The following is a 13,753-nucleotide window of genomic DNA, read 5'->3' on the forward strand; positions in this document are numbered from 1 at the left end:
GCCGATCGTATCGGCGAATCAAGCGGCCGGAAACGCCCGGTCGAGCCACCCCGGCACCGGAAGCCCCTTGCCGCGAAGAAATGCAGGATTGAACAGCTTCGCCTGATACCGTATCCCGCCGTCGCACAGCACGGTGACGACGGTATGCCCGGGGCCCAGTTCCCTGGCCAGCCGGATCGCCCCGGCGAGGTTCACCCCGCTCGAACCGCCCACGCAGTAGCCCTCATGATGTAGCAGGTCGTGCAGCAGCGGCACCGACTCGTCGTCGGGGATCGACCAGGCCAGGTCCACGGGCGCCCCGTCGAAATTGGCCGTGATCCGGCTGCTGCCGATGCCCTCGCTGATCGAGGTGCCCTCGGCCACGAGTTCGCCCGTGTTGACGAAGGCGGCCAGCGCCGATCCGGCCGGGTCGGCCAGGGCGATGCGGATGCCGGGTCGGCGGCCCTTCAGGGCCCGACCGACGCCGGCCAGCGTGCCGCCGGTGCCCGCCGCGCAGACGAAGCCGTCCACCCGGCCGCCGGTCTGCTCCCAGATCTCCGGGCCCGTATGGGCCTCGTGCCAATCGCGGTTGGCGGTGTTGTCGAACTGGTTGGCGAACCACGCGCCGCGTTCCTCGGCCAGTGCCCGGGCCACGTGCACGTAATGCTTCGGGTCCTTGAACGGCGCCGCGGGCACCAGGCGGACCTCGGCGCCCGTCACCCGCAGGGCGTCGATCTTCTCCCGGCTTTGGGTGTCCGGCATCACGATGACGGTGCGATAGCCGCGGCTGGCCCCCAGGAGCGCCAGACCGATGCCGGTGTTGCCCGCCGTGCCCTCGACGATGGTGCCGCCGGGCCGGATCAGGCCGCGGCGCTCCGCATCGTCGAGCAGGCCCAGCGCCGTGCGGTCCTTCACCGAGCCACCGGGGTTCAGGAACTCGGCCTTGGCGAGGATCTCGCAGCCCGTGGCCTCGGAGGCGTGGCGCAGGCGCAGGAGGGGCGTGTTGCCGATGCCGGCGGCGAAGGTGGGGTGGGTGGTCATGGGGGGATGGTAAACCCTCGCCGTCATTCCCGCGCACGGGGGAATCCAGCGCCCCGGTCGCCGGTATCGCGTGGGAGCGTCATCGCGAAAACTCCGCTCGACGCACTGGATTCCCGCGTACGCGGGAAGGACGGATGGGCGTCTGGACGTCTAAACGTCTGTTGACACGCTCCATATCCAGGCGTATCGTCGGTTCCACTCATCGAGACCGGCTGAGGGACAGGCCCTTTGAAGCCGGGGCAACCTGCGGATTTCCGCGACGGTGCCAACTCCTGCGGGGCGTGTCAGCACGCCAGCCGATAGATGGGATGTCCGTTACGGGCACGCATTCGCGTACTCGCATCGCCGGCAATCCGTGTGACGGTTCCCCGCAGGGCTCGACCCTTCATCGCAGGAACCGCCCGATATGCCACCCGAGCCCGTCACCGTGATTTCCTTCCCCGAAGCGACCGCCGTCGCGGCACCGCGTTGCGCATCCGACCTCACCGAGCAGCGCGGCACGCGCCGCGTCTCCTTCACGCCGAAGTACGGCAGCGACGCCGTCGACGTCGACGTGCGTTACCTCTGGTGCGGCGCGCCGAATGCACCGACCGTGATCGTGCAGGGCGGTATCTCCGCCGACCGCGACGTGTGTGCCGGACGCGAACGCAACGCGGGCTGGTGGCATGAACTGGTGTGCGAGGGCGCGGCGATCGACCTTGCACAGTATCGCGTGCTCTGCATCGACTGGCTGCTGCCGACCGATCTCGGCGACGTGCCGTCGGTGTCGAGCGAAGACCAGGCCGCCGCGATCGCCGCGCTGGTGGACGAGCTGGGCATCGGTCGTGCGCATGCCTTCGTGGGTTCGTCGTACGGCGCGATGACCGGCCTCGCGTTCGCCGCCCACCATGGCGACAAGCTGAAGTCGCTGGTGCTGCTGGCCGGTGCGCATCGTCCGCATCCGCTGTCCACCGCGCAGCGTTCCGTGCAGCGCGGCATCGTGCGACTGGGCCTCGAATCGGGGCGCACCGACGAGGCGCTCGCGCTGGCGCGGCAGCTCGCCATGACCACCTATCGCGGCAGCGAAGAATTCTCCCGCCGTTTCGCCGCGGGCCCCGAACTGCGCGAAGGCCGCTTCCACTTCCCCGTGGAGGATTACCTGGAACACGCCGGCCGCCGCTTCGTCGAACGCTTCGATGCGCAGCGCTTCCTCGCGCTCTCCGAATCGATCGACCTGCACGACGTGTCGCCCGAAAGCGTCGGCGTACCGGCGACGCTGGTGGGTTTTCCCTCCGATCGCCTCGTGCCGTTGGCCGACCTGTGCGAACTGCAACGCCGTCTCGGCAACACCGCCACCCTCGAAGTCGTGGAGTCACCGTACGGACACGACGCCTTCCTGAAAGAAACCGCGCAGATCGCTCCCGTGCTGCGTCGCGCCCTCAACGACTGTCGATAAGAACCCGCCATGACCGACTCACGCCTTTGCACCCGCGCCGTTCGCGCCGGCATCGAATCCGACACGCAGCACGGCGCCGTGGTACCGCCGCTGCACCTGTCGACGAACTACGCCTTCGAAGGCTTCGGCCGCAAGCGCGCCTACGACTATTCGCGCAGCGGCAATCCCACCCGCGACCTGCTCGCCGAAGCACTCACCGAACTGGAGGAAGGCGCCGGCGCGGTCGTCACCAATACGGGCATGTCGGCCGTGGCACTCGCGCTGGAGTTGGTGCCCTCCGGCGGCCTGGTGCTCGCGGCGCACGATTGCTACGGCGGCACGTGGCGACTGCTCGACGCCTGGGCGCGCAAGGGACGTTTCCAGGTACGTTTCGTCGACTTCACCGATCCCGCCGCTCTCGCCGACGGCCTGGCCGCGAAGCCGGCCCTAGTGTGGATCGAAACCCCGTCGAATCCGCTGCTGCGCATCACCGACGTGCGCCACGTGGCGCAGGCCGCGCACGCCGTCGGCGCGCTCGCGGTGGTGGACAACACCTTCCTCTCGCCAGCCCTGCAGCAGCCGCTGACACTCGGTGCCGACGTCGTCGTGCACTCGACCACCAAGTACATCAACGGCCATAGCGACGTGGTGGGTGGCGCCGTCATCGCGGCCGATCCTGCCGTGGCCGAGCAGCTGAAGTGGTGGGGTAACTGCAACGGCCAGACGGGTTCGCCGTTCGACAGCTTCCTCACGTTGCGCGGCGTGCGCACGCTCGCGGTGCGCCTGCGCGCGCACGAGGAAAACGCGCGCCGCATCGCCGATCGGCTCGCGAACCACGACGCGGTGGAGCGTATCTACTACCCGGGCCTGGCGTCGCACGCGGGCCACCAACTCGCGCAGCGCCAGCAGAAGGGCTTCGGCGCGATGTTGAGTTTCGAGATCGCCGGGGGTGAAGATGCCATCGAAGCCTTCGTCGACGGATTGCGCTATTTTTCGCTCGCCGAATCGCTGGGCGGTGTGGAGAGCCTCGTCGCTCATCCGGCGACGATGACGCATGCCGCGATGGCGCCCGAGGCGCGCCGCGTCGCCGGTATCGCCGACAACCTGCTGCGCCTGTCGGTCGGCATCGAGGACGGCGACGACCTGATCGAAGATCTCGACGCCGCGCTGGCCCGCGCCGCCGCCGTGGCCGCGCTCACGTCCAAACGCAAGGTCGGCGCATGAACGCGCTGGCCGTCGATACCGTGCCGCCACCGCATACCGCCGCCGTGCTCCTGGGCACCGGCGTGGTCGGTCGTGCCTTGCTCACGCTGCTGTCCAGCGGCGCCGCGCGTGACATCCGCCTGGTCGGCGCCGCCAACTCCAAGCGCCAGCATGCCGAGGCCGAAGGCCTCGCGCCGGGCGAGGTGGCGAACCGTCTTGCGGCCAACCGTGACGGGCGCGACAACGCGCCGCTTCTGGCCGCACTCGACGGCAGCGGCGCATCGCGCAAGGTGGTGATCGACGCCACCGCATGCGCGAAGGAGGCCGGGCGCCATGCGGAGTGGCTCGCCGCCGGCTATCACGTGGTCACCGCGAACAAGGCGCTGGCGGGCGGCCATCTCTCCGGGTGGCGCGCGTTGCAGGCGGCCTCGTCGAACGGCGCCGTCTACGGCGATGCCGCCACGGTGGGCGCGGGCCTTCCCGTGCTTTCCACGCTGCGCCGGTTGCGCCGCTGCGGCGACAGCCTGCTGACCCTCGAAGGCGTGTTCTCCGGTTCGCTGTCGTGGCTGTTCAACCAGTACGACGGCTCGAAGCCGTTCTCCGAACTGCTGCTCGACGCACGTCGCCTTGGCTATACGGAGCCCGATCCGCGCTCGGATCTCTCCGGCGAAGACGTGGCGCGCAAGCTGCTCATCATCGCGCGCAACGCGGGATTCGCCCTGGGAAGCGACGAGGTGGAGATCGAAAGCCTCGTGCCGGAGGCCTTGCGCGACGTCGATACGTCGAGTTTTCTCGAGCGCGTGAAGGAACTGGATGCGCCGCTGCGTGCGCGTCATGACGCGGCGCGCGCGAAGGGCAAGGTGCTGCGTTATCTCGCGCGCCTGAACCAGCGCGGTCGCGCGCGGGTGGGACTGGTGGAAGTGGATGCCTCGCATCCGGCGTCGCGGCTGTCGGGCACCGACAACCAGTTCGCGCTGACCACCACGCGGTACCACTCGACGCCGCTGGTGATTCAAGGGCCAGGCGCTGGACCGGAGATCACGGCACAGGCGTTGCTTGGAGATGTCCTCGCCCTCTGACCCGTTGCGCCGGCCTGCGCCGATGCGACGGAGTACCAAAGAAAAAGGCACCCCGGAGGGTGCCTTTTTTTATCAGCGGTGACCGGTCGCCCGCTCGGCCTCGTCCACACTCGGGGGCAGATCCAGTTCATCCTCATGATGGAAGCGCGCCGCCTCCACCATCGGCGTGCGCCAACCGGTGCGGATGCCCCACACGTAGAAGATCGCGCCGAGCACCGCCACGAGGGCGAGGTCGTAGCCGTACGGGACGTAGTCGTGGCCGCCGAAGGTCTTGCTGCCGGCCCACGACACCAGGGCGATCACGGGCAGGTAGACGATGAGCCACCACGCACCGCGCAGGTGGCGACCGAAGTCGTCCCAGCCGCTCTTGGCCGTGTAATAGAAGTAGATCGGCAGCGCCACGACCATCAGCAGGATGATCTCGCCGGTGAGCGGCCACTTGGCCCAGTAGAGCAGCTCGGTGGCAAAGATGAAGGCCAGCGCGGCGAGCACCGGCAGGCCGGGGATGCGCAGCGGACGCTTCAGTTCGGGGGCGGTGCGGCGCAGCGTCATCACGCTGACCGGGCCGGTGAGGTAGGAGATGATCGTCGACACCGAGATCACCGCCGCCAGCGTGCCCCAACCGCGGAAGAAGAACAGGAAGATGAAGCTCACCACGAGGTTGAGCCACATCGCCGGGCGCGGGATGCCGAAACGCGGATGGATGTGGCCGAAGATCTTCGGCAACTGGCCGTTGCGCTCCATCGCGTAGATCATGCGCGCGGTGGTGGCCGTGTACGTGGCGCCGGTGCCGCTGGGGCTGACGAAGGCGTCGGCGTAGAGCAGGATCGCCATCCAGTTGATCATCAGCGCGGTGGCGAGCTGGGCGAAGGGCGAGGCGTAATCGAGGCCGGCCCAGCCGTTGCCGAGCTGGTCGGGCGGCACGGCGCCGATGAAGGCCACCTGCAGCAGCACGTAGACCACGGTGGCGAGCAGGATCGAACCGATCACCGCGAGCGGCACGCTGCGGCCCGGGTTGCGCGCCTCGCCGGCGAGGTTCACCGGGCTCTGGAAGCCGTTGAAGCTGAAGACGATGCCCGAGATGGCCACGGCGGTGAGGATCGACGAGATGTCGATGGCGTGGGTGCCGCCGTGCGCGCCGATGTGGAAGTTGCCCGGGTTGTAGCTGGTGGCGATGAGCGCGATGGCGGTGGCGGCGGGCACCACGAGCTTGAACACGGTGATGGCCGTGTTGCTCTTGGCGAAGAGCTTCACGCTCCAGAAATTGAGGAAGAAGTAGACGAATACCAGTACCACGGCGATCGCCAGGCCCGGCGGGGTGAGTTCGCCGTGGCCGTTGGTGACCACGTAGAGGTCGTGCGTCCACTTGGCCCATTCCCAGGGCCAGGAGGCCATGTACTGCACCGAGGCCTCGGCTTCCACGGGAATCACCGAGACGATGGCGATCCAGTTGGCCCAGCCGGCGATGAAGCCGACCAGCGAACCGTGGGAGTAGTGGCCGTAGCGCACCATGCCGCCGGATTCGGGAAACATCGCGCCCAGTTCGGCGTAGGTGAGGGCGATGAACAGGATGATGACGGCGCCGATGATCCAGGCGTAGATCGCGCCGGGGCCGGCGAGCTGGGCGGCGTGCCAGGCGCCGAACAGCCAGCCTGAGCCGATGATCGAGCCCAGGCCGGTCAGCATCAGGGCGAAGGCGCCGACGTCGCGGCGGATATGGTGATGGGACATGGACACTCCGTTCGGAAGGACCCGGGGACATCCGGACCTGTGCGGCACAAGGGCCGGATGATGACAGCCCGGGGCGCCGCTGTCAGCCTGCGGCACCCCTGCGCAAACCGGCCGCCGGTCGATATACACTGAACGGCGCGGTAAGGATCAAGGGGTTCGGATGCGTTCGAAGTGGGTCGTCGGCGGCGTGTTGTTCATTGCGATTTCGGTATGCGGCACTGCCGCAGCCGAAGAGCAATGGAGCGACAAGGGCCGTTCGATCGATTCGGAGTCGTACGACCGCACCGCAAAGGGTTTCTACTTCACGCTGCACCCGGGCGAAGACCCCGTGGAATCCGTGCGGCGCTGCGCCATTACGATGCGCGAACTGGGGCATCTTTCGTCGGTGTCGTGCTTCGCCTATACGAGCAAACAGCGCTTCGACGCCCGCCAGGGCAAGCTCCGCGTGTGCTACTCCGCCGTGGCGAACTGGTGGGGGCAGGATGAGCCGGTGCGGGTGGAGACGGTGGATCGGTTGCCCCGGATCTGCCCGGCTCGGTGAGCAACCGTGGGCGGCTTTTCGCCGATACGATCGGCTCCCACCCCTTCGGTAGTCAGGCGTTCTCGGCCCTGTACGCTTCGCCCCCATCCCTCCGTATAGCCAGGATGCCCCAGGTCGGCTACCGAAGGGGTGGGAGCCGATCGTATCGGCGAACGGCGCCTCAGCACTCGATGACGTTCACGGCCAACCCGCCCCGCGAGGTTTCCTTGTACTTGTCCTTCATGTCGCGGCCCGTGTCGCGCATGGTGGCGATCACCTTGTCGAGCGAGACGTGGTGCTTGCCGTCGCTCTTGAGCGCCATGCGGCTGGCATTGATGGCCTTCACGGCGCCCATGGCGTTGCGCTCGATGCAGGGGATCTGCACCAGGCCGCCGATCGGGTCGCAGGTGAGGCCGAGGTTGTGTTCCATGCCGATCTCGGCGGCGTTTTCCACCTGGGTGACGGTGCCCCCCAACGCGGCGGCCAGGCCGCCGGCCGCCATCGAGCAGGCCACGCCAACCTCGCCCTGGCAGCCGACCTCGGCGCCGGAGATGGAGGCGTTTTCCTTGTAGAGGATGCCGATGGCGGCGGCCGTGAGCATGAACTCGATCACGCCGCTTTCCGACGCGCTCGGGCAGAAATGCCGGTAATAGTGCAGTACGGCCGGCACGATGCCGGCGGCGCCGTTGGTGGGGGCCGTGACCACGCGGCCGCCCGCGGCGTTTTCCTCGTTGACGGCGAGGGCGTAGAGGTTGACCCAGTCGAGGATGGTGAGCGGATCGCGCAGCGAGGCTTCGGGTTGGGCGCGAAGTTCGGCGGCCATGGCCGGCGCGCGGCGATTGACCTTGAGCCCGCCCGGCAACGTGCCCGGTGAGCGCAGGCCGCGCGCGACGCAATCCTGCATGGCCTTCCAGATGGTCAGCAGGCCCGCGCGGGTTTCCTCTTCGGGACGCCAGATGCTTTCGTTGCGCATCATCAGCTGGGCGATGGTCAGGCCATGCTCCTTGCACAGCGACAGCAGTTCGTCGCCGGTGGAGAACGGATACGGCTGCTCGCTGGTATCGGCCACGATGCGGTCTTCCGCCGCTTCGTCGGGGTTGACGACGAAGCCGCCGCCCACCGAGTAGTAGTCGCGCGTGGCCAGTTCGTTGCCGTCGGCGTCGTAGGCCGAGAAACGCATGCCATTCGTGTGGAACGGCAGTTTCTGGCGCTTGTTGAAGATCAGGTCGGATTTTTCGTCGAACGCGATCTCGTGGCGGCCGAGGATGCGGATGCGCCTGGTCGAGCGGATGCGTTCGAGCGTGGCGGGGATGGCGTCGGGATCGACGCGATCGGGCCATTCGCCCTCGAAACCGAGCAGCACGGCCTTGTCGGTGCCGTGGCCGCGGCCGGTCATGGCGAGCGAGCCGAACAGTTCGCAGCGCACGCGCGTCACGCGTTCGAGCACGCCTTTCTCCTCGAGCCAGTGGTCGGCGAAGCGCGCGCCGGCGCGCATCGGGCCCACGGTGTGCGACGAGGATGGGCCGATGCCGATCTTGAAGAGGTCGAAAACGCTGACTGCCATGGCTGCCTGGGGAGCTACGGGGTGGGGAACAGCCGGTTATTCTACGCCCTGCCGCCCATCGACCCCATAGGCCACCGGATGACCCCGTTCACGCTCTTCCAGCGCGATGACTGCCACCTCTGCGATCAGGCGCTGGACGTGCTGGCGGCGGCGCGGTTGCCGGATTTTTCCTCGGTATTCATCGATGACGACGAGGTGCTGGAGGCGCGATACGGGGCTCGCGTGCCGGTACTGCGGCGTGGCGACGGGGTAGAGCTGGATTGGCCGTTTGACGTGGACGGCGTGCGCGACCTGATGGCGGCGTGAGGCGGCGATATCGCGACAACCCACCTTCCGGCGCTGGGCTCCTGCGTGCGCAGGAGCGACGGTGCCCGTAGCTCGTCGCTCCTGCGCACGCAGGAGCCCAGCGCCGGGAACCCGGTTTTCGTTCCGATCCTCCCTCGGCTCTTATTTCTTCAGGCGCCGCAGGATCTCTTCCCGGGCCTCCCGCAAGATCGAATCCCGATCCAGGCTCGCCACGATATCGGCCACCGCCCGCTTCGCCCCTTGCTCGCCCCACGACTTGCCCGCCACCAGGTAATGCTCCGCCGCGCGGCCGATGAGCACCGTGGCGTACCAGCCCAGCGCACCCTGGGCCGCCGCGGTGACCACCACGGACAACCCGCCGCTCAAGCCTTTCAGCGCCGACGACACCAGTTGCATGCCCCACACCGCGCCCATCAGCGCGGCGAGCTGCGTGCTGATGACGGCGACGAGGCGGCCCGATTCGCTGCGGGTGAGCGGCAGGCCGTAGACGCGGCTCAGTTGCACGACCATCGCGGCGTCGAGACCGCCGGCCAGCAGCAAGTCGGCCACCGGCACGGGATTGAGCGCCACGGCCACGGCCTTGGCGATGCAGTATTGGCGAATGGTGCGCGACGCCACCTCGCGTCGCGTGGACGCGATGCGCGCGCTGATCTGGTCGGTCAGCCGTCCGGCGAACAGGCCCGCGTTGATCGCGGAAAGCGCCTTGCCTTCACGTTCCGCGATGGCGACGAGGCGTGACTTGAGCGCCGCCACGTCCGCCGGGCGAGGCTCGCTGATCCGCCGCTCTCCACCACGGGCATCCACTTCGACGACGTCGCGCGGCGCGGGACGCGCGGCCACGGCGATCACGTCCTCGGGGCGTACGAGGCCATCGGCGTGCTCACGCAATCGTTCGAGCAATCCCTCGCGTTCGTCGTCGGCATAGCGGTCCGCCTTGTTGAGCACGAGCAGCAGGGGGCGTCGCGTGGCGGCCAGCGTGCGCATCGCGTCGCGTTCTTCGCGGGTGAGGTCGCCGTCGGCGACGAAGACGATGAGGTCGCTCACCTCGGCCACTTCGAAGGCGAGCCTTTCGCGGTCTTCGCCGCCCAGTTCATTGATGCCCGGCGTGTCGATGAGCACGAGGCCCGCGTTGGTGGCTTCGTCGAGACGAGCCACGTCGGCACCCGTGGTGGTGCCGTGGAGCACGCCCACCTCGAACGCCTCGCGGCCCAGCAGCGCATTGCCCAGCGCCGACTTGCCCGCGGAAACGCGGCCGAAGACGGCCACGTGGAGTTCTTCGTTTTCCAGCCGGTCGAGCATGTGCTCGACGCGACGAAAATCCTCGGCCATCGCCGCGCGTACGTCGGCGGGGATGGACGGGTCGTCGAGCAGGCCGCGCAGGCTGGCGGCGACCGCGCCGCCACGCGTGCCGTCCACCGGGGCGGACGGCGCGGCGCGGCGAAAACGGCCGGTGAGGCCTTGCAGGCGTTCGCGCCAGCCCGCCATGCGCGGCTTACTTCGGCAGCAGGTTGAGCGTGCCGTTGACCAGCACCTCGTCGGCGATGGTCGAGGTGTCCTTGTATTCGCCGCTGCCCACGCCGAAGTCCAGGCGCTTCAGCGTGCCGGTGACCGAGAGGCGGGCGCCGCCGGCGGCGGGGTTGAACACCACTTTCAACGCCACCGGCTTGGTGATGCCGTGCAGCGTGAGGTTGCCGTTGGCCACCACGTCGCCCTTGGCGTCCTTGGTGAAGCCGGTGGTCACGTAGTGCGCCTTGGGAAACTTGGCCGCGTCGAAGAAATCCGAACCGGGCAGGGCGCCGTCGCGATCGCCGTCGCCGGTCTTCGCCGTGGCGACGTCGACGGTCACGTCGAATTTGGAAGCGGCCAGGTTGGCCGGGTCGTAGCTGATGGCGGCATCGAACTTGCCGAAGCTGCCGTCGAACTGCTGGCCCTGGAACTTGCCGCTGAAGCCCAGCGTGCTGCCGGGCCCGACCTTGTAGTCCGCCGCGGAGGCGGCCATCGGCAGGGCCAGCGCGAAAGCGAGGGCGGAAAGGCGGCGGATCGTCATGGCGTGTCTCCGGGGGAAGGGGGGATGTTTCGCTTGGCGCGGCCGAAGGGCAGCATACGCCGGAGCGTGTCGTCGCGGTCGATGAGATGGTGCTTGAGCGCGCCGCCGACGTGGGCGACGAGCACCAGCAGGAGGAACCAGAACAGGTATTCGTGTACCTCGAGCAGGAGATCGTCGATGTCGGGATTCTTGTCGATCAACGCGGGCAGGTTGAACAGCTTGAAGTACTGCAGCGGAAAGCCGTGCGCCGAGTTGAAGATCCAGCCCGACAACGGCAACGACACGATCAGCACGTAGAGCAGGCCATGCACGACGTGCGCGGCGATCCGCTGCCACCGTGGCGCGGGATCCTCCGCCGGACGGCGATCCGCGAGGCGCCACAGAAGCCGCAGGAAAAAGAGCGCGAGCACGGTCAATCCGATCGACTTGTGCAGCGCGAACATGTTGATCTTCTGCATCGACGGTTTCAGGTCGGACATCCAGAACGCGAAGATACCGTTGCCGACGATGAGGAGCGCCATCACCCAGTGGAAGGTCTTGGCGACGGTGCTCCATCGGCCGGGTTCACTGCGTAGGGGCATCGGTGCGCTCCTTGGTGGTGGGGGACGGCTTTTCGCCGCCGCGGATGGCTTCGGCCTCGAGCCATACGGTGACCTCGGTGCCAATGGAATTGCGGTTCGAGGTCATGCCGAAGACGGTGCGGTCGAGGGTGAAGCTCGAGGAAAAGCCGGCCACCGTGTGCAGGCCGTAGATGGTGCGGCCCACGCGGTTGACGCGAAAGGGAATGTCCAGCGGCACGGTGACGCCGCGCAGGGTGAACTTGCCGTGGACCGTGCCCTCGGTATCGCTGCGCTTTTCCACCGATTCGCTGACGTAGCGCGCGGTGGCGGCGTGCGCCGTGTCGAGCAGGCTGGCGCCCTTCACGGCCTTGTTCCAGTCGGCGTCGCCCATGTCGAGCGAATCGAGGTTCACGGTGACCTGCAACGAGGATTTCGACCAGTCGTCCGGGTCGAAGCGCAGCGAGCCTTCGCTGATCTTCAGGCGGCCGAACGAGCGTGAAAAACCGTTGTGCTCCACGTTGAACACGATCTGCGTGTGCACCGGGTCGAGCCGGTAGTCGACGGGTTCGGCCGTGGCGGCCAGGGGAGCCAGTGCCAGCAAGGCGGGAAGGACGAGCCGTGCATGCGACATGCGTGGAACCCTGCTTCGAAAAAGGGCCGCGGCGCAGCCGATAAGGGTAAGTGTGGCCGAGCCGAAAAAGGTTGTCAGCCTGCCGGATCGCGAACTCATCGTTCACCCTGCCGATCACGCAGGACCTCGCGGGTGAGGTCGGTGAGCCGGCCCAGCCGGGAGGCGGAGCCTTCCTCGAGCAGGTCGCGCAGGCGCCGCCCGGCTTCGGCACCATCGAGCCGGTGGCGCTCGGCCAGCGTGGTGGCGAGGGCACGGCCCAGGCTGTCGAAGATGAGCGCGTAGGCGAAGGCGTGGAGGACGCCCCCGCCGAGCGTCCCCAGGCCGGGAAAGGCCTTCAACGCGTTGCCCGCCACCGCGAGTACCACCGAGGTGCCGGTGCGCACCGTCATGCGCGCCTCGCGCAGCAGGGCCTCGATCTCGATATCGCTCACCTTCACGCCGTAGAGTGCGGCCAGGTCGCGGGCGAGGCTGGCGGCGAGGGCGCCCTGCACGATCAGGTCGGTGCCCGGGGCCACGGCCGCCATGGCCCCGACGATGGCGCGCCGTGCATGGCGCGTCACGATGCGTTCGGCTTCTTCCGCGCGGAAGGCCGCCTCGCTTTCGCTCGTGCGTTCGTGGAGGCGGGCAAGTACCGCCTGCTCGCGTTGCGTTTCCAGGGCATCGACGCCCGGGGCCACGAGACGTTCCAGCGCCGCGCGCAGGTCGCCGACATCGGGCTTTCGCGCCCTGCTTACCTCTTCCACCGTGCCGTCGGGAAGACGGCGGGTGAAGCGTTCGTGGCCGCCCGCGCTCGTCGCCACCACGGCATCGGGCATGTCGTCGGCGTGCTGGCGCACACGGGCAAGGATGGCGTCGCGTTCGCCGTCGGTCCACTGATCGGCCTTGTTCACGACCAGCACCAGCGGTTTCCCGAAATAGCCCAGCCAGTGCAGTTCCGTCGCCTGGGTGCGGGTGAGGTCGCCGGCGCAGACATAGACCACCGCATGCGCGCGCACGGCTTCGTCGCGGGCGATGCGTTCATGCGCCTCGCCGCCGGCCTCGGCGGATCCCGGTACGTCGGCGACCGTCCAGGTGTCGCCCGTGGGCGAGGGGCCGTCATGGAGCGTGACGGCCTTCGTCGTGCCGCCGCGGGCGTCGCTGGCGACGTGGGCCTCGGGGACCAGCGCCGCGATGAGTGCCGATTTGCCGACGGAGATTTCGCCGAACAACGCAATGTGGATGCGCCGGCTTTCACGGCGGCGGTCGAGTTCGTCGAGCTCGGTGAGAAGATTCTCAGCATCGGCGTGCCGCTCGCGCAGCGCGCCGATGCGTGCTTCGATCGATCCCCGGTCCGGGGCGACCGCGCGCGGGCGGTCGCGACGCGGGCGCAGCCAATACGCGATGGCCGCCAGTCCACCGCCAAGGATGATCGCCAGGATCGCGCCGATCAGCCAGCGGATGCCCAGGGGCAGGGTCATGAAGCGCTGCGCCGTCGACATCGCGCGTTCGAGGATCGACAACAGTAGCCACGTGAGCGCGGCGATGCCGATGGCGGCGGTCAAGAGACGGAATCGGCGTGACATGGGAGGCATCTTACGTCGAAGCGCGTCGGCATGCGCCTACATGGATATCAGGCGGTTACCCGGCTTTTTCCGCGCGACGACCATGGCAAGATGAGCGGGATCGATTGGAAGCAGGC

At 68.2% G+C, this 13,753-nt stretch carries 13 protein-coding genes and 1 riboswitch; of the genes, 5 read left to right on the forward strand and 8 right to left on the reverse strand.

The window, feature by feature from the left end; genetic code table 11:
* Window positions 1–18 precede the first annotated feature (18 nt).
* Window positions 19–1,020 carry a cysteine synthase A gene (locus tag JNG39_RS00815; protein WP_368309112.1) on the reverse strand — a complete coding sequence of 334 codons (1,002 nt, stop codon included), beginning with the start codon at window positions 1,018–1,020 and terminating at the stop codon, window positions 19–21.
* 196 nt (window positions 1,021–1,216) lie between these two features.
* Window positions 1,217–1,330, forward strand: a riboswitch (SAM riboswitch).
* 96 nt (window positions 1,331–1,426) lie between these two features.
* On the opposite strand from JNG39_RS00815, the gene JNG39_RS00820 reads away from it, so the two are divergent.
* The 3 genes from JNG39_RS00820 to JNG39_RS00830 are packed head-to-tail and all read left to right on the forward strand — an operon-like array spanning window position 1,427 to window position 4,716.
* Window positions 1,427–2,455, forward strand: coding sequence for a homoserine O-succinyltransferase (locus tag JNG39_RS00820; protein ID WP_368309113.1), 1,029 nt, complete (start codon window positions 1,427–1,429; stop codon window positions 2,453–2,455).
* Between the two features lie 9 nt (window positions 2,456–2,464).
* Window positions 2,465–3,658 carry a cystathionine gamma-synthase gene (metB, locus tag JNG39_RS00825; protein ID WP_368309114.1) on the forward strand — a complete coding sequence of 398 codons (1,194 nt, stop codon included), beginning with the start codon at window positions 2,465–2,467 and terminating at the stop codon, window positions 3,656–3,658.
* Window positions 3,655–4,716, forward strand: a complete 1,062-nt coding sequence (locus JNG39_RS00830; protein ID WP_368309115.1) for a homoserine dehydrogenase — start codon at window positions 3,655–3,657, stop codon at window positions 4,714–4,716. Before metB ends, JNG39_RS00830 begins: the two co-directional genes overlap by 4 nt.
* Before the next feature lie 72 nt (window positions 4,717–4,788).
* Here JNG39_RS00830 and JNG39_RS00835 read toward each other — a convergent pair whose 3' ends face one another.
* Window positions 4,789–6,447, reverse strand: coding sequence for an APC family permease (locus JNG39_RS00835; RefSeq protein ID WP_368309116.1), 1,659 nt, complete (start codon window positions 6,445–6,447; stop codon window positions 4,789–4,791).
* Between the two features lie 160 nt (window positions 6,448–6,607).
* Here JNG39_RS00835 and JNG39_RS00840 point away from each other — a divergent pair, with 160 nt between their 5' ends.
* Entirely contained in the window at window positions 6,608–6,988 is a 381-nt protein-coding gene (locus tag JNG39_RS00840) for a hypothetical protein (RefSeq protein WP_247373494.1), read from the forward strand.
* Window positions 6,989–7,148: 160 nt separating this feature from the next.
* Here JNG39_RS00840 and JNG39_RS00845 read toward each other — a convergent pair whose 3' ends face one another.
* Complete coding sequence (locus tag JNG39_RS00845) at window positions 7,149–8,531, reverse strand: L-serine ammonia-lyase (protein ID WP_368309118.1); 1,383 nt, start codon at window positions 8,529–8,531, stop codon at window positions 7,149–7,151.
* 78 nt (window positions 8,532–8,609) lie between these two features.
* Here JNG39_RS00845 and JNG39_RS00850 point away from each other — a divergent pair, with 78 nt between their 5' ends.
* The gene (locus JNG39_RS00850; protein ID WP_368309120.1) at window positions 8,610–8,837 is read left to right on the forward strand and encodes a glutaredoxin family protein; all 228 of its coding nucleotides are present in this window, start codon (window positions 8,610–8,612) and stop codon (window positions 8,835–8,837) included.
* 141 nt (window positions 8,838–8,978) lie between these two features.
* Here JNG39_RS00850 and JNG39_RS00855 read toward each other — a convergent pair whose 3' ends face one another.
* The 5 genes from JNG39_RS00855 to JNG39_RS00875 form a co-directional block, all read right to left on the reverse strand.
* Entirely contained in the window at window positions 8,979–10,322 is a 1,344-nt protein-coding gene (locus JNG39_RS00855) for a DUF697 domain-containing protein (protein WP_368309121.1), read from the reverse strand.
* Window positions 10,323–10,329: 7 nt separating this feature from the next.
* Window positions 10,330–10,878 carry a YceI family protein gene (locus JNG39_RS00860; RefSeq protein WP_368310788.1) on the reverse strand — a complete coding sequence of 183 codons (549 nt, stop codon included), beginning with the start codon at window positions 10,876–10,878 and terminating at the stop codon, window positions 10,330–10,332.
* Window positions 10,879–10,880: 2 nt separating this feature from the next.
* Window positions 10,881–11,465, reverse strand: coding sequence for a cytochrome b (locus tag JNG39_RS00865; RefSeq protein ID WP_368309122.1), 585 nt, complete (start codon window positions 11,463–11,465; stop codon window positions 10,881–10,883).
* Window positions 11,449–12,075: a YceI family protein gene (locus JNG39_RS00870; protein ID WP_368309123.1), complete on the reverse strand. Its 627-nt coding sequence runs from the start codon at window positions 12,073–12,075 to the stop codon at window positions 11,449–11,451. Before JNG39_RS00870 ends, JNG39_RS00865 begins: the two co-directional genes overlap by 17 nt.
* Before the next feature lie 95 nt (window positions 12,076–12,170).
* Complete coding sequence (locus JNG39_RS00875; protein WP_368309124.1) at window positions 12,171–13,637, reverse strand: GTPase; 1,467 nt, start codon at window positions 13,635–13,637, stop codon at window positions 12,171–12,173.
* Between the last annotated feature and the right edge of the window lie 116 nt (window positions 13,638–13,753).

It is taken from the genome of Luteibacter sp. CQ10 (assembly GCF_040900725.1).
Classification (GTDB): Bacteria; Pseudomonadota; Gammaproteobacteria; order Xanthomonadales; family Rhodanobacteraceae; genus Luteibacter.

What these genes read in the sequence shown, in the direction of transcription:
- metB (WP_368309114.1), top strand. Translation starts at nt 2,465, where the DNA reads ATGACCGACTCACGCCTTTGCACCCGCGCCGTTCGCGCCGGCATCGAA.
- JNG39_RS00875 (WP_368309124.1), bottom strand. Translation starts at nt 13,637, where the DNA reads ATGTCACGCCGATTCCGTCTCTTGACCGCCGCCATCGGCATCGCCGCG.
- JNG39_RS00850 (WP_368309120.1), top strand. Translation starts at nt 8,610, where the DNA reads ATGACCCCGTTCACGCTCTTCCAGCGCGATGACTGCCACCTCTGCGAT.
- JNG39_RS00830 (WP_368309115.1), top strand. Translation starts at nt 3,655, where the DNA reads ATGAACGCGCTGGCCGTCGATACCGTGCCGCCACCGCATACCGCCGCC.
- JNG39_RS00820 (WP_368309113.1), top strand. Translation starts at nt 1,427, where the DNA reads ATGCCACCCGAGCCCGTCACCGTGATTTCCTTCCCCGAAGCGACCGCC.
- JNG39_RS00840 (WP_247373494.1), top strand. Translation starts at nt 6,608, where the DNA reads ATGCGTTCGAAGTGGGTCGTCGGCGGCGTGTTGTTCATTGCGATTTCG.
- JNG39_RS00845 (WP_368309118.1), bottom strand. Translation starts at nt 8,531, where the DNA reads ATGGCAGTCAGCGTTTTCGACCTCTTCAAGATCGGCATCGGCCCATCC.
- JNG39_RS00865 (WP_368309122.1), bottom strand. Translation starts at nt 11,465, where the DNA reads ATGCCCCTACGCAGTGAACCCGGCCGATGGAGCACCGTCGCCAAGACC.
- JNG39_RS00835 (WP_368309116.1), bottom strand. Translation starts at nt 6,447, where the DNA reads ATGTCCCATCACCATATCCGCCGCGACGTCGGCGCCTTCGCCCTGATG.
- JNG39_RS00870 (WP_368309123.1), bottom strand. Translation starts at nt 12,075, where the DNA reads ATGTCGCATGCACGGCTCGTCCTTCCCGCCTTGCTGGCACTGGCTCCC.
- JNG39_RS00855 (WP_368309121.1), bottom strand. Translation starts at nt 10,322, where the DNA reads ATGGCGGGCTGGCGCGAACGCCTGCAAGGCCTCACCGGCCGTTTTCGC.
- JNG39_RS00815 (WP_368309112.1), bottom strand. Translation starts at nt 1,020, where the DNA reads ATGACCACCCACCCCACCTTCGCCGCCGGCATCGGCAACACGCCCCTC.